Below are 15,156 nucleotides of genomic sequence, written 5' to 3'. Positions count from 1 at the left end.
GGTTGTCCTAACATATGGCGCCATCACCCCAGATTAGTGCTGGCCCCACACCCAAATCCAGGGCAAACAAGCAGGTCACAGCCCATACCTCAACAGAAACCCAAAAAAGTGGCACGAGTCGGGAGGTACAGGGGTGCCAGTGGGGCGACGAAACCGTAGTCGTGATTAGCCAACCGTTTGTCTACGGTGGGTGGTTACCGCTTGCGGTCCGCGACGGCCAGGCCCGTTTGATGAACTGGGACGAGTTGACCGGGTGAACCAGGAACCAAACTTGGACCCCGCTGCGGCGACAGGGCCCCGTGACTTGGGCCAGCTTCTGGACCCAACTACCCGGACAAAATTTCATGAACTAGGCGGCTGTTCGTGACTTGGCCTGCGGCAGCATAGGGAAGATAGGTGGAGGCCTGGAAGTCCGCCGTTGGCTGTGATTGGTCGTGTCGGTGGCAGGTTGTAGCCTGGGCGGCATGGTTGAGCCCGGGTCATTTGGCCAGGCCGGTGGGGCGGTTGAGGCCGGGCGCGCCTTCATGGCGCGGCCGCTGACTCGCTTGCTTGGAGCCAAGGCCAGCAAACTGGGGTCATTGGGGTTGTCCACCGTGGCGGACCTGCTCTACAACTTCCCCCGCCGTTATGAGGATCCGGCCAAAGCCACCAATCTGTCTAGCCTCAGGGTGGGTGAGTTTGTCTCGGTTATGGCCCAGGTCCTCAGGGCCTCTGCTCGCCGGGCCCGCTCCGGCAAGAAGACCATTTTGTCGGTGGTGGTTAGCGACGGTGAACGGGCTCTGTCTCTGACCCATTTCTTGTCTAGGACCTGGCAAGTTGACTGGTTTCTGGAGCAGTACCGGCCCGGCCGGATGGGGTTATTCAGCGGCCAAGTCAACTTGTACAACAACCAGCCGCAACTGGTACATCCCAAGGTCATTTGGGTTGCCAGCGAGCAACAAGGCGACGAGGCTTGGATTGAGGCTGGCCGGCCCACGCCGATCTACGCCGCCAACGCCCAGGTCGAATCAGCCCAGATCCAGTTGGCGGTGCGCACCTTGATTGACCAGATGGGCGGGCTGGAGCTGCCCGATCCGCTGCCGGCGGCGCTGGTCGAGGAACACGGTTTGGCGCCCCTAGACAAGGGCCTACGCCTGATCCACCAGCCCAGAGTCGATTCTGACTGGCGGACCGGCCGGGCTCGGTTCCGCTTCGAAGAAGCCTTCGTTGTGCAAACCGCATTGGCCAGGCGTCGCCAAGAGCTGGCCGCCATCCAGACCACCGCCCGCCCGGCCACGGCGAAAGGCCTGGTGGACCAGCTTGATGCCCGCCTGCCCTTCCAGCTAACTGATGATCAGCAGGAAGTTGGCCAACTAATTAGCCAAATGCTGGCTCAACGCCAGCCGATGAACCAGTTGCTGCAAGGCGACGTTGGCTCCGGCAAAACGGTCGTGGCGCTTAGAGCCATGCTTCAAGTCGTAGAGTCCGGAGGCCAGGCTGCCTTGCTGGCACCAACCGAGGTCCTGGCCGGTCAGCACCACAAGACCATCCAGGCGTTGCTGGCTGACCTGTGTGACCAGGGTGGTGGCGGTGTGGGCGTTCGCCTGCTGATCGGCTCGATCCCGGCTAAAACCAAAGACACCATTAGAAGCGATATTGCCGCTGGCACGGCCCAGATTGTGGTTGGCACTCACGCCCTGCTACAAACTTCTGTGGCTTTCAAAGACCTGGGTCTGGTGGTGGTGGACGAGCAGCACCGCTTTGGAGTTGAACAGCGCGACCAGCTGCGCCGCGGTGATGGCCCACCGCCGCACTTACTGGTAATGACGGCTACGCCCATCCCGCGCACCATCGCCATGACGGTCTTTGGCGACTTGGGGCAGCTGACCTTGGCCCATTCGCCGCCGGGCCGCCCGGAGGTCAAAACGGTTTGGGTCAACCCAGACAACCACCCGCATTGGATCGACCGGGTTTGGCAGCGCCTAGCCGAGGAAGTCCGGGCCGGCCACCGAGCCTTCGTAGTGGTGCCGGCCATTGAACCGGGTGAGGTCGAACCCGGTGCCATGTTGATTAGCGAAGAGGCGGTCAGCCCGCTGCTGTTTGGCACGCCGGCGGGCCCTGTGGCCGCGTCCAAACGGCCGATGGCGTCTGTTGCGCAGACTTTGACCGAGCTGCGGGCGCGGCCGGACCTGGCCGCTGTCCGCTTTGCACCAATGCACTCGCGCGTTCGGTCTGAACAGAAAGACCAGGTGATGGCGGCTTTTGGCCGCGGTGACATAGACGCGCTGGTGACCACCACGGTGATTGAGGTTGGTATTGACGTGCCGGCCGCCACCACCCTGGTGGTCCTAGATGCCGACCGGTTTGGCTTGTCTCAGCTGCATCAGCTGCGCGGCCGGATCGGTCGGGGCAGCCACGAATCGGTCTGCTTGCTGGTGTCAAACGCGGCACCAGAATCGATAGCGGCCAAGCGGCTAGCCGCCCTGGCGGCGCATCGGGATGGTTTCGCCTTGGCGGAAATCGACCTGCAAACCCGTCATCAAGGCGACATTTTGGGTACGGCTCAATCCGGCCACCGCGGCGCCCTGCGTCTGATCGACGTCACTCGTGACGCCGAGCTAATTGGCCAATGTCGCCAGGCGGCGCAAAATGTGGTGGCAGCCGACCGGGACTTAGCCAACCACCCGGCCTTGGCCTGGGCGGTTGGCAACCTGGTCGGTGATAGAGAAGACTTCCTGGAGCGCGGATAGGCGGTGGCAAGGTGACCAGGATCATTGCCGGTCTGGCCGGTGGCCGGGTGCTCAAGGTACCCAAACGTGGCACCAGGCCGACCTCTGACCGGGTGCGTGAATCGCTGTTCGGCTACCTTGAGGCCCACCTGGACGGCTTCGCCGGACTGGCGGTGCTTGACCTGTACGCCGGTTCGGGTGCGTTGGGGCTTGAAGCCATTTCCCGCGGGGCCGGGCGGAGCCTGCTGGTCGAATCAGACCGCCAAGCGGCCGCAGTGGCCAGAGCCAACGCCACCGCCGTGACCGGCTGCGAGCCGGCCCTAGCTCTAGGCAAACCGGCCGCGAGCCCGTCGCAAGATGACAGGCAGGGCCAGGCGGGCGACATCGGGCAGGTCTCTTTGCTACTGGGCCGGGTCGAAAGGGTCATCCGTGGCCCGCTTCCGGGCGAACCGTTCGATCTGGTTTTCATCGACCCGCCCTATGATCTGCCGGCCACCGCTCTGGACCGGGTGCTGGGTCAACTGGCCCAGGTAGGCCACCTGGCGGCCGGGGCCATGGTGCTGGTTGAAAGGGCGACCCAGGCTCCGGCGCCCACCTGGCCGCGCGGCTGGATGGCACTGGACCGGCGCGGCTACGGCGAGACCACCATCCACTTCGCCGCCAGTTCTGAACCGGCTGGCTAGAGGGCCAAACCCCTTAGCAACGGGCCTATAGGCTGGGGACATGACCAGTCCGTTCGATGCGGCCAGCCCGGCTGCCCAAGCCACGCCGCTACTGAGCCTCGAACCCCCGGGAAGACCCTCGATCGCGGTTGTGCCCGGTTCGTATGACCCGATTACCCTGGGGCACCGCGATGTCATTTTGCGGGCCGCAACCCTATTCGACCGCGTCGTTGTGGCCGTTGGTGCCAACCAAGACAAGTCCCCACTTTTCGATCTAGCCACCAGGCTTGAACTGATCAAAGCGTCGCTGCCGCTCGAGCCCCGGATTGAAGTGGCGGCGGTTCCCGGGCTGCTGGCTGACTTCTGCCGCCAGCGCGGCGCCCACGCCATTGTCAAGGGCTTGCGCGGTGGCTCGGACCTGGAGCACGAAGAGCCAATGGCCCTAGTCAACCGGGATCAGGCCGCCTTAGAGACCATTTTCTTACCGGCCAGTCCAGCCTATGGTTACGTCTCCTCGTCGATTGTGCGGGACGTCGCCCGCCACGGCGGCCAGGTTGGCCGTTATGTCACCGAGGCGGTTGAGGCCGCTCTAAAGAAAGTTGCGATCTAGCGGCCCTGTGAACCAGCCGAAGGGTGGAGGTTTGGAATCAGGGTGCCAAGGGCGGATAGACTGGGCGGCTGGTCCCGGCCGGCGACTGTGCCAATTGGATCGGGTCCCTAGAAGAAGTCCAGTAACTCGAGGTCAAGTTCAGTCATGTCCGCAACCGTGCCACCAGCACAACCAGTGAAGGAACTGGTCGTGTCAGTTCACGAACTGGCCCGCCAGCCGGGGGCTTCGCGTCAGCTGGACTTGGCTGTCAAGGCGCCCATGGGAATGGGCAGCCCGGTTATCGAGGTGCTCGAAGGCCAAGAGCTTGGACTTGAGCTGTTGCTTGAATCGGTCTTGGAGGGTGTTTTGGCCTCCGGCACCGTCACAACCGAGGCTCAGGGTCAATGCGTTCGCTGCCTGTCACCTCTGCTGTTGCCGGTTGAGGTGTCGTTCCAAGAGCTTTTCAGTTACCCCGAGCGGGTGGTTGCCGCAACCGAGGCGGGTGACCTTGACAATGACAGCCTTCAAGTCATCGACGACCTGGTTGACCTGAACATCCCTGTGAGAGACGCGGTGGTGCTAGCCTTGCCATTCCGGCCGTTGTGCCAGGATAGCTGCCCGGGGCTATGCTCCGAATGCGGCGTCGAATTGGCCGGTCAGGTTGATCACACCCATGCCAAGGTAGACCCCAGGTGGTCGCCCCTGGAACAATTAGCGATAGAGCGAGAAGAGAAGAGTTAGTCGTGGCCGTACCAAAGCGCAGGACCAGCCGGGCCAACACCCATGCCCGCCGGTCGCAGTGGAAAGCTAGTCCAGCGACGCTGACGACTTGCCCGCGCTGCAAAGAACCGACCCGTCCGCACACCGCTTGCCCGGCTTGCGGCACCTATGAAGGCAAGCTGTACGCCGCAGCTCAGCGCAGCGAACACGAGGCCTAGGGTCAGGCTCAGCCAATGAGCCCCGCGGCGCGAAGCGGTTCAGCCGCCGCGTTGTTGGACGCGCTTGGGATTGACCTTGATCCCGAGCTGCTGGTGCTTGCCCTGACACACCGCTCCTTTGCCCATGAGGCTGGCGGCATCCCAACCAACGAACGACTCGAATTCCTTGGAGACGCTGTGGTTGGCGTGATCGTGACAGAGCAGCTTTTCCGCCAACACCCCGACCGGCCGGAAGGCGATTTGGCCAAAATGCGGGCGGCCTCGGTTTCGCAACGGTCGCTGGCTAGCCTGGCCCGGTCGATTGACTTGGGTAAACATATCCTCCTTGGCAAAGGCGAGTCGACCTCTGGAGGGGCCAGGAAGGACTCGATCCTCTCTGACACGCTCGAAGCCCTAATCGGTGCCGTCTACTTGAGCTACGGCCTAGAGGTATCCCGCACGGTGGTGCTGAAGCTAATGGGTGAGACGCTGGAAAAGGCGGCCAAACTGGGGGCCGGCCTGGATTGGAAGACATCACTCCAAGAGTTGGCGGCATCGCTGGATCGCGGCGTGGTCGAATACCACACCGATTCCTCCGGCCCCGACCACGCCCGCATCTTCGAGGCCCGGGCCGTGGTTGGTGGCGAGACTGAAGGCCGAGGTATGGGTACGGCCAAGAAGGTGGCTGAGCAAGAGGCCGCCGAAAACGCCTACCAGCGTTTGGTCGAACAGACCGCGGCCGAGGCCTGATCTAGGTGGGCGAGGAGTAGCGCCCATTGCCCAAACCGTGTCCGGTTAGCGCCCAAAGCGTAGCTACTGCCCTCGCCCGTGGACCGGTCAATTGCGCTCAGGTAGTGTGTTGACGTGCCCGGAAACCAAAATGAACCAAGGCCTGACGGTGTCATCAACGTCATGATTGTCGATGACCATGAAGTGGTGCGCCGCGGCATCGCAGAAGTTGTCGAGCGTTCTGACGGCATGCGGGTGACGGCCGAGGCCGGTTCGGTGGCCGAGGCCCTGCGCCGCGCCGTCCTAGTCAACCCACAGGTGATTCTGGTTGATCTGCGACTGCCGGACGGCACCGGGATCGACCTGATGCGGCAATTGCGTGGGGTTGCACCTGATGTCCGTCCCGTCGTCCTGACCAGCTTCGATGATGATGATGCTCTGGCCGCGGCCCTCGAAGTTGGCGCAGCCGCCTTCCTACTCAAGTCAGTTCGAGGCGCCGAGATCGCTGATGTGATTAGGGCAGTGGCGGCCGGGCGAACTCTGCTTGATGAGCGCACGCTGACTCGCCGCCGGGCCGACCACGAGGACCCCACCGCTGACCTGACCCCATCCGAACATCGGGTGCTGGGGCTAATCGGCGAGGGGCTTTCGAACCGCGAAATCGCCGAACGTCTAGGTGTGGCGGAAAAAACCGTCAAGAACCACATCACCTCCCTGCTAGCCAAAATGGGCCTGCAACGCCGCACCCAAGTGGCCGCCTGGGTGGCCGCCAAGGAATCAGCTTCCTGGCGCGCCTAACAAAGTGTCTTGCGACACTTTGTTAGGCGCGAGCGCCCTGTTTGTTTGCCGCGTCTTCGCTGGTAGACGCTTCGCGTCGACCGCGTGCGACACGGGCGGCAGTGCCAATCGACACTTTGTTAGGCGCGAGCGCCCTGTTCCGCCTTGGATCCTTTCGCCCGAAGGTAAAACAGGATGATTAGCGCCAGCCTGAAGGTTATTTGTCCCTGTGACTGGACGCAGGGGACCAAGAATAGGAGCTAGGCGCGGATGGACCGCTTGGCTAGGTGCAGCGACCGTTGGCGCCCTGTGTATTTCGTTGATGCCAGGCTGGGGCGTTCAGACCGCTTCGACCGCCCAGGCGGCGCCAGCGACCCAGGCAACCTCGCAGGAAAAGCTGTATCTAGAGGTCAACTCGACCGCCTTTCTCGGTTCAGACGCCGCGCCGGGTAACGGCATTTGTTCAACTGCGACCGCCGGGCAGTGCACTTTGCGGGCCGCCATAGAAGAGGCCAACGCACTGGCCGCCAATGGTGATCCACGAGACGTGGTCATCACCGTGGCTACGACCTTCCGGGAAGGTGGCACCACCGCCTCAGTCACCTCCACCACCACGGCTTCAGGCTGGATGGCGAGTACTAGCGTGACCGGGCGGCCGCTGTGGGACATTGGCGCCTACTTCACAATCACAGCGCCGGGTCTAACTATCGACCTAGACAATCGTTACGAGCTGACGCCAGACCGCTACAACCCGGTCGCTGGCGTGGCCTTTTCGGTTAACGCCCCCAATGTGACGCTGCGCAACCTGACTCGCGTCTTTGGCGTGGGCGCCACCATTTACGCCAGCCCGAGCGCTTCTGGCCTGGTGGTCGACAAAGGCGACGCGCGTCAAAGCTATTCTGACGCCGCCCGGCGCTACATCCTGATCCACCCCGGCGCGGATAACGTCACAGTGCGCGACCTGACAGTTGGGCGGCTCAACCCAGCGGTCGAGGAGGACGGGACATCGGCCGCCTCCGGCTATGGCGCAATTGTGCTCGACTCGAAAGGCCTGTCCCAGCCGATTGTGGGCCTAACTGTTGAGCGGGTCCGGTTTGACCAGACCTCGGCCGGAGGCGCCTGCGGTTACATGTCCGGCACGGCCTGTAATTCGAGCGGCCTGGTGGCCTACAACGGCGTCAACATCGAGGGCTTGACCATCAGGGACAGCTACTTCACCGGTCATGCCGGCGGACACGCGGCCATCTCACTCAACCACGTTGGCGACCTGAAAAACATCTCCCTGGTGGGCAACCGCTTTCACAACAACCCGGTCAGCTCCACCACTGAGATGTTCTGGCAGGCGGTGGTGCGTATGGCCCAAGCCAAGTTGGCCAACGGACGCATCGAAGTGCGCCACAACACCTTTGACGCCACCGCCAAACCGATCCAGGCCGATGCCTTCTTGTTTTCCGGCGCCTTGGATCTGACCCACGATGCGGCCGAGGGGGCCAAACCATCCAACGTTTACGTTGAAGACAACGATTTCGACGGCTTCCAGTGGGCCTCGGTCGACATGTACGCCAGGTCGCGGGCTTCGACAATCAAACGAAACACCTTTGGTACGGCCACTCGCACCGACCTCACCACCAAATTCGAGGAGTCATCGCATCAGTCCTACCTGATGGTGTCTAACTCCTTTGAAGCCACCAACGGCAAGATTGTGCCCTGGATCATTGACTCGGTGACGCATCAGCCAGGCGGTCTGGCCCAAGTCAAGGTCGTTCAAAACACCACCAACCTTGGCACCTACGGCCGGGCTGTGAGCGCGCCAGTGGAGGTCGACATCTACTGGACAGCCAGCCGCACGGCTGAGGTCTATTTGGGCTCGATCCGGGTTGGTTCCGGTACCGAGGGCACTGGCGTCATTCCATTGCCCTCAACGACCGGCTATTTGCGCACCCAGACCTTCAACCTGGCCACACCACAGGTCCAGTCATCCCAGTTCAGCCGGACTTTCGCCTTGAGCGGCATGGCGGACACAATGCCGCCAACGGTGACCCTGGCGCCAGCTGTGACCCAAGACCTCGAGACCTCACGCCGCTTCATCCGCTACTACCTCGAAACCAACGAAGTACTGGCCACCACGCCCGGGGCCGAGGCTTTTTCCCTGACCGGCTCGACCGCCTACAACCCGCGGGTCAGCCAGGTCGAGCGCCTGTCAGCCAGACGCTATCTGGTCACGGTCGCGGTCGATGACTCTGGTCTTGTCAACCTGACCCTTCTGGCCGGGGCCGTGCAAGACAAGGCCGGTAACGCCAACCCGCGAGCAGTGCCGGCCACCAAATCTGTCACCTTCACCAATCCGTTGCGGTTATCTGCTTCGTCGCTAACCGTGACGGAAGGTGAGGCGGTCAAAGACGCTTTGTCACTGTTCCGGGACATTTCCGCCCAGGCCACCGTGGGGCTGAGGCTTGAATCCGCTCCGCCGGACGTGTCCCTGGCAGGTGGGGCAGTTCAGTTACGCACGGCCTGGGACCAGACCGGCTTCAACCTGGCGGTGGCCGATGACGGTCTGCCGCTAGGGGACCGGACCGGTACAGTCACGTTCAAGGCCCAGTCAGCCGACCCGAACCTCGACGGCCTTCGCTTGGTTTTAGGGCTGGAGGTCAAAGACTCCACAGTCTCCTCGCTGTCCCTGACCAAACAAGGCTGGACCAACGCCAACCCGCCAGTTTCTGCCGATTCGCTCCTGGCCAATGCCACACCGCTGCCAAGTGGCTCAACCGTCAGGGCCGGCACTTCGGTCTGGTGGACCTACACCGTCACCAACACCGGCAACGCGACGCTAACCGACGTTGTCGTAGTTGACTCGGCCCTAGGGCAGATTTGCTCTTTTGCCGAACTGTCACCCGGCAAGTCGGAGCGTTGCCATGCCGGCGGAGGCCCAATCGGCTAGTTGGGCGTTCGCCCGGAGACAAAACTGGACTATTCGAGCTGGTCGCATGGTTGAACCAAGCGTGTGACGGGATGTCCGCGAGCCAGGCCCAGGGCCAGGCCGCCCCCAGTCATTCCGCCGGCCTGGCGCCGGCGGCACCCAAGTTTGGGCCTGTTCCCCAGAAATGGCCTTTGCCCGCTGCTGGCCTCTGCCTTGGGCCGGCACCGGGCCGCGGGAGCTACAACCACAGCCGTGCTGCCATACCTCGGACTCGCGTAGGCGGGGAAGTCAGGTCAGGTTAGTGGGGCCGACCACTCGATATGTGAGCCGCCCTCCGGCCGGCTAGCGGCCTCAAACAAACCCTGGCGCATAGCGGCCCGGCGGGCCAAATTGGCCAAACCCGATGACCGCTGACGCTGAGCCGGAATGCCCTGGCCGTCATCGTCAACCATCACTGACACCCGGCCGGGACCTGCCGCGACTGTCTCCACCACTGACACGGTCACCGAAACTGACGAGGCTTTGGCATGCCTGGCGGCATTTGACAGCCCTTCGCGGGCCACGGCCACCACATCGTCGGCCAGGGAGGCGCCAACCAGCTGGCACAGCGCCTCGGTCCTGGCTGTGGCGTTGGCGGCGCCAGCCACCACCGCCTCGCCGTCCAGCAGCAGCACCAGCGAGGGCGCAAAGCCCAGTAGCGTCCGGGCCAATGAGGCCTCGTGGCGCAGCCGGTCGTCGAGCGGCTCGTCGGTACCGGGGTGACGCAGGTGGGAGACGATCGAACGAATCTCCTTGACCGTGTCGTCGATCGAGTCAAGCGCGTTGGCTAGAAGTTTTTCCAGCCCGGCTGGTTCATCGCCAACGCTGGCGTGTTGGCGGGCAGTCTCGATGTGCATACCGGTGGCGAACAACTGCTGAATGGCCAGATCGTGCAGATCGCGGGCGATTCGCTCGCGTTCGTCGACCAGGGAGTTGTAGTCCGAGGCATGGCGGGCCTCGGACAGCACCAGGGCCAGGGCGGCCTGTGAGGCGAACGATTCGGCCGTGGCTAGATCGGCCTGATTGAACGAAGCGTCACCCGGTTGGCGCAGCAGCAGCATCACGCCCACGCCCCTGCCAGAGGTCCGCATCGGCGCAAATAGGGCTGGCCCGTAGCTCCGCAGCTTGGCCAGCCTCAAGGTGTAGGCCGTGGCTAAGGAGTCGACAATCATGCCAATGCCCTCGGTTAGCACGGTTTGAGCCCGGCCGTTAGGTGGCAACCGGGTGCCGACCAGGTCCTCGGCATCATCGCCATCGGCGATCTCCATCACCAGTTGGCCACCAACCGAAGGCAGGATCAAAACCGCGGCGCAGGCTCCCGCCACTTCACGGGCCCGGCGGGCGATAGTTGACAGGGCCTGTTCTTCGTCCGCCCCGGAAAGCAGCATGGTGGTGATTTCGGTGCCCGCTGCCAACCAATTCTCGCGCCGCTTGGCGGCTTCATATAGTTGGGCATTTTCGATGGCCGCACCAGCGGCAGTGGCCAGGGCGGCGGCCACCTCAGTGTCGAGTGAAACGAACCCACCTGGCTTGTTGACCAAAAACAAGTGGGCAAAAACCATATGCCGCACCCGCACCGAAACCGCCAGAATAGGGCCAATTAGCAGTGGTTGGCCTGGCGGCAAGGGCAGCGTCCCGGGCGGCGGGTGGCCCATGGTCAGGACCTCGTGGCCCGGAATCGAGGCCAGGACCTGATCAGCCTGTGCCAGCTTCTGCAACTGGTTCAGCACCCGGCCGGAGGCACCATAGGTTAGGAAAGTGTTTGCCACACCACGCCCGTCCAGCACGTTGATGGCGGCGCAGGGGGCGCCGGTTAGTTCTGCCGCCGTGGTCACCAGTTGCTGTAGCACCTCGCCCAGTCCCAAATGACGTGACAGCGAAATGACGGCCCTGAGCAGGGTCGATTCATCGCCAGGCAGCCCCACCCGGGCTGGAGTCTTGTCCGCGTTTGGGCCTATTTCCTGCACGGCCTCAATTGTCCTTCTCCTCGCCCGCCATGGCCAGTCGATAGGCCGCCGAGCGTTCCATCAGCTGAAGATGTGTGCCGCTTTCGACCACTTTGCCGTCGCCCAGCACCAAGATCAAACCGGCTGTGGTCAGAGCCGACAATCGGTGTGAGACCATCAGGACGCCACGCCCAGCTCGCGTCGCGGCAGTCATGATCTCAGAGGTCAGGCGGTTGGCGGTGGCCGGATCAAGGTGTTCGGCCGGCTCGTCCAGCAAGATGAAGCGGGCCGGTGAGAGTAGAGCCCGGGCCAGCAGCAGCCGGCGGCGTTCACCGCCGGAAACGGTCGTGCCGCCGCCGCCAAGCAGGCTGGCCAGCCCGTCCGGTAGCGCCTGCAGCCAATTCGACAGACCGGCGGTTTCGAGCACCTCGACGGCCTCGTCTGCCGTAACGTCGCCCCGGGCCACACGCAGATTCTCCAGCACGGTGGTGGCGAAGATATGGGCGTCTTCGGCAATGTAGGCCACAGTTGAGGCCCGCCCGCCCGGGTCCAAGCCGGACAGATCGGCCTGGCCAACGCAGGCCCGCCCGCCGGCCGGTTCCAACAGCCCGGCCAAGGTGGCCAGCAAAGTGGTTTTGCCGGCGCCGGAAGGCCCCACCAGACCGATCGACTGGCCTGGGCTCAAAGTCAGGTCGACGCCACGCAGAACCGGGGCCTCGCCTGGCCAGCCGCAGGCCAAGTCCTGGGCGTGTAGGGCCGCGTCAGGCGCAACTTGGCTGAGGTTGGCCTTGGAGCTGGGGCGGCCAGGGCCAGGCGAGCCGGCCGCCACCTGTCCGGCATCGGCCAAGGCGATAATCCGCCTGGCAGCCATACGCGAGCGAAAAACCTGCGCCGCCGCCCCGGGCAGCACCGCCACCGACTCAAAGGCGGCCATCGGCATCAATGTGATCACACCCAGTTCGACAGCATTGATCTGGCCGCGGGCAAAGGCCCAAGCCCCCAGCACCAGGCAGGCCAGCAGGGCCAGGCCAGTCGCGGCCTCGGTTAGGAAGGCGGCCGTGGCGGTCGGCTTAGCGGTGGCATCGGTGGCCTTGAACAACCGCCGCTCGTGCCCGGCCAAGCCGTCCATGGCCCGCCGCAGATGGCCGGATACCCGCAGTTCAGAGGCGTTCTCCAGAATGTCAAGACTGGATGTGGCGACCGCAGCGCGGGCCTGGGAAGCCAACCGCTCGCTCAGGCGAGCCGCCCGCCAGGTCAACAGCGGCCCGCCAACGGCCACCAGCGCCAGGCAGATGAACAGGGCCAGGCCGGCTGGTGGCAGGAAGATGGCCACTGCCGCCGAGGATCCCACCATCAGCACCGCCGCCACCAGCGCCGGGATGATGCCACGCACAACTAGGTCACCGACATCCTCGACATCGGCCCCGATCCGGGCCAGAATGTCGCCGCGCCTGAGCGAGGCGGCGGCGGCTGGGGAGCCGGCGGCCATACGCTGGTACAGCCGGACTCGCAGCTCGGTCATACCGGATAGGGCCACCCGGTGGGCGGTCAGCCGCTCGATGTAGCGTGAAACACCCCTGGTGATGCCGAAGGTCCGCACAAACACCACCGCCACCTGCAGCGACAGCACAGGTGGCATTTGCGAGGCCCGAATAATGAGCCAGGCGCTGGTGCCGGCCAGGGCCACCGAGGCGGCCTGGGTTAGCGCGCCAAAGAAGACCGCCGCCAGCAGGCGACCCAGATGCAAACCGGTCAGGCGGGTGGCCTTAAGCAGGGCCCATTTGACTGGTTTTTGGCTTGGCCCGATGCCGCCGGCCGGCAATCGATTCATCTCGCCTGGGTGGCTGCTCACGCGGGCACCTCCTGACCGGCGGCCTCGGCCGCGACGGGCAAGCGGTGATGAGCACTGGCCAGCAGCGTGGGGCGGTGGGCGACCACCAGAACGGTTGTACCCTGCCGGGCTAGCCGATCGATGGTCTCCAGGATGCGCTTTTCGCTGACGGCGTCCAAATGGGCGGTGGGCTCGTCCAGGATCACCAGCGGCCGGTGGGCCAGCATGGCCCTGGCCAGAGCCAGACGTTGCCTCTGGCCTACCGACAGGCCCACACCACCCTGGCCAATCAAAGTGTCCCAACCTTGCGGCAGGCCGGCCACGACCTCATCAAGACCAGTGGCCTGGGCCGCCTGTACCACCGCCTCAGGCAAGTCGTCCGCCCGAGCCCCTGGCGCGTCATCGGCCGCCTTAGCCTGATTTCCGCGAGTCCGAGCTTTGGCACCACCCTCACCCAACCCAACTTTTTCGCCAGTCCGAGCTTTGGCACCAACGTATTGGCCGAAGTCCTGGGTCAGGTTTTCCAATACGGTGCCAGGTTCGAGGACCGGCCGCTGGGGTACCCAGGCGATTTGCGGCCACCAGCTAGTCAGGTCGACCTGGGCCAAGTCGACCTGGCTGCCGTCGGGGCTCTCAATTACCACTCGGCCGGCGCTGGGTTGAACCAGACCCAAAATGAGGTTGACGGTGGTGGATTTGCCTGCACCATTGGGCCCGGTCAGGGCGGTGATTTGGCCCGGCGGCACTTTGCCGGACAAATCGGCCGGAGCCGTCCAAGCCCGGCCGGGAGCCTTGGCGCTAAGACCGTCCAGGCGGATGGTGGACTTAGCCAGATCCGGCGCCGGCAGGTCGCCACTGGATGGCAACGGGATCGACAAAATGTCAAAGACCTGGCTGGAGGCGGCCACCCCGTTGGTCGAGGCGTGATAGTGAGCCCCGACGTTGCGTAGGGGCAAAAGGACTTCGGGCGCCACCATGATCACGGCCAGGGCCGGCACCAGCGACATCCTGCCCGCGTCCAGGCGCAGGCCAACCGAAACGGCCACCAGGGCCACGGACAAGGTGGCGATTAGCTCCAGGGCGGCGCCGGATAGAAAAGCGACGCGAACCGTGCCGAAGGTGGCTTTGGCGTGGGCGTTAGATAGTTCTCTGACCCGGCCGGCCGGGCCTTTCTCACGTCCAAACGCCTTCATCGTGGGCAAGCCAGAAATCAGGTCAAGCACCTGGGCGCCAAGCCTGGTCATGGCCTTGAGCCTCCGGGCCGAGAACTCCTCGGTGACACGGCCAATCAGCCACATGAACAATGGGATCAATGGGATGGTGACAAATAGGATCAAGGAGCTGATCCAGTCCAAGAAACCAGTCGTGATCAGCAGGATCGGCGTGACGGTAACGACCATCAACAACTGGGGCAGGTAGCGGGCAAAGTAGGCGTCGAGTGCGTCCAGGCCGCGGGTTACCAGCTGGGTGGCGCGAGCCCGCCCGTCCTCTTGGGCCCAACGCGGTCCCAGAGCGACGATGTGGCGAATCACCGCTAGCCGTAGCTCGGCAATGGTGTGGCTGGCGGCGCGGTGGGCGTAGCGCTCCCGCAGCCAGGCCGTCACAGCCCGTCCGGCGGTGGTCAGCCCAATACCGATCAGCGAGGCGCGCCACTCGGTCGCCGATACCTGGCCGCCGCTGGCCAGCGTGCCAACGACCCGGGCCACAATGATGGCTTGAGCCACAACCAGGCCCGAGAGGATGACGCCAAGCGAGGCAGCCAGGATGATGTAGCCCCTGGCCGCCTTGGCGTGCCGAACGAGGCGCGGATCCAGCGGTTTCATCGGCCAAGAGCCTACCTGTCGTTTGCCGTCATCGCCGCCAGGCCGGGCGCTGCCAAACCTCGGACTCGCGTGTTGGTGCTTGCCGCGATTCCTCGGACTCGCGGTTTGGCGGGCTATGAGGCCGGGCTGCCGGAGCCCGGCCGTCCCATGCCAAAGCTCTAACTCGCGTGTTGGTGCTTACTGCATTGCCTCGGACTCGCGTACTGAGGGGTGGCCAG

At 64.1% G+C, this 15,156-nt stretch carries 11 protein-coding genes; 8 read left to right on the top strand and 3 right to left on the bottom strand.

Features of this window, described 5'->3' with window-relative positions:
• The first annotated feature begins 464 nt into the window (after positions 1-464).
• The 8 genes from FWD29_05410 to FWD29_05375 all read left to right on the top strand — a co-directional run bounded on the left by FWD29_05410 (position 465) and on the right by FWD29_05375 (position 9,320).
• A complete protein-coding gene (locus FWD29_05410; GenBank protein MCL2803374.1) occupies positions 465-2,729 on the top strand; it encodes an ATP-dependent DNA helicase RecG in 2,265 nt (754 codons plus the stop codon).
• Between the two features lie 11 nt (positions 2,730-2,740).
• Entirely contained in the window at positions 2,741-3,391 is a 651-nt protein-coding gene (locus tag FWD29_05405) for an RsmD family RNA methyltransferase (GenBank protein ID MCL2803373.1), read from the top strand.
• A 40-nt stretch (positions 3,392-3,431) separates the two neighbouring features.
• Positions 3,432-3,980 (top strand): pantetheine-phosphate adenylyltransferase, encoded by a 549-nt coding sequence (coaD, locus tag FWD29_05400; GenBank protein MCL2803372.1) that lies wholly within the window; start codon positions 3,432-3,434, stop codon positions 3,978-3,980.
• 189 nt (positions 3,981-4,169) lie between these two features.
• The gene (locus FWD29_05395; GenBank protein MCL2803371.1) at positions 4,170-4,700 is read left to right on the top strand and encodes a DUF177 domain-containing protein; all 531 of its coding nucleotides are present in this window, start codon (positions 4,170-4,172) and stop codon (positions 4,698-4,700) included.
• 2 nt (positions 4,701-4,702) lie between these two features.
• Positions 4,703-4,897: a 50S ribosomal protein L32 gene (rpmF, locus tag FWD29_05390; protein MCL2803370.1), complete on the top strand. Its 195-nt coding sequence runs from the start codon at positions 4,703-4,705 to the stop codon at positions 4,895-4,897.
• Positions 4,898-4,912: 15 nt separating this feature from the next.
• Positions 4,913-5,626, top strand: coding sequence for a ribonuclease III (rnc, locus tag FWD29_05385; GenBank protein ID MCL2803369.1), 714 nt, complete (start codon positions 4,913-4,915; stop codon positions 5,624-5,626).
• Between the two features lie 162 nt (positions 5,627-5,788).
• Positions 5,789-6,403, top strand: coding sequence for a response regulator transcription factor (locus FWD29_05380; protein ID MCL2803368.1), 615 nt, complete (start codon positions 5,789-5,791; stop codon positions 6,401-6,403).
• Between the two features lie 301 nt (positions 6,404-6,704).
• Positions 6,705-9,320: a hypothetical protein gene (locus FWD29_05375; GenBank protein MCL2803367.1), complete on the top strand. Its 2,616-nt coding sequence runs from the start codon at positions 6,705-6,707 to the stop codon at positions 9,318-9,320.
• 272 nt (positions 9,321-9,592) lie between these two features.
• Here the strand turns inward: FWD29_05375 and FWD29_05370 are convergent, their stop codons facing one another.
• Genes FWD29_05370 through cydD form a run of 3 tightly spaced genes read right to left on the bottom strand, consistent with a single transcriptional unit; the run spans position 9,593 to position 14,938 of the window.
• The gene (locus FWD29_05370) at positions 9,593-11,305 is read right to left on the bottom strand and encodes a histidine kinase (GenBank protein ID MCL2803366.1); all 1,713 of its coding nucleotides are present in this window, start codon (positions 11,303-11,305) and stop codon (positions 9,593-9,595) included.
• 4 nt (positions 11,306-11,309) lie between these two features.
• Positions 11,310-13,136, bottom strand: coding sequence for a thiol reductant ABC exporter subunit CydC (gene cydC, locus FWD29_05365; protein ID MCL2803365.1), 1,827 nt, complete (start codon positions 13,134-13,136; stop codon positions 11,310-11,312).
• The gene (cydD, locus tag FWD29_05360) at positions 13,133-14,938 is read right to left on the bottom strand and encodes a thiol reductant ABC exporter subunit CydD (GenBank protein ID MCL2803364.1); all 1,806 of its coding nucleotides are present in this window, start codon (positions 14,936-14,938) and stop codon (positions 13,133-13,135) included. The genes cydC and cydD overlap by 4 nt, the downstream gene beginning before the upstream one ends.
• Positions 14,939-15,156 lie beyond the last annotated feature (218 nt).

Source organism: Micrococcales bacterium, from assembly GCA_009784895.1.
Lineage (GTDB): Bacteria > Actinomycetota > Actinomycetes > Actinomycetales > WQXJ01 > WQXJ01.
Note: the sequence above shows the minus strand (reverse complement) of the source record. Positions and strands in the feature narration are given on the sequence as shown.

Coding starts and splice junctions, on each gene's coding strand:
- rnc (MCL2803369.1), top strand. CDS start 4,913: ATGAGCCCCGCGGCGCGAAGCGGTTCAGCCGCCGCGTTGTTGGACGCG.
- FWD29_05380 (MCL2803368.1), top strand. CDS start 5,789: ATGATTGTCGATGACCATGAAGTGGTGCGCCGCGGCATCGCAGAAGTT.
- FWD29_05375 (MCL2803367.1), top strand. CDS start 6,705: ATGCCAGGCTGGGGCGTTCAGACCGCTTCGACCGCCCAGGCGGCGCCA.
- coaD (MCL2803372.1), top strand. CDS start 3,432: ATGACCAGTCCGTTCGATGCGGCCAGCCCGGCTGCCCAAGCCACGCCG.
- cydD (MCL2803364.1), bottom strand. CDS start 14,938: ATGAAACCGCTGGATCCGCGCCTCGTTCGGCACGCCAAGGCGGCCAGG.
- FWD29_05410 (MCL2803374.1), top strand. CDS start 465: ATGGTTGAGCCCGGGTCATTTGGCCAGGCCGGTGGGGCGGTTGAGGCC.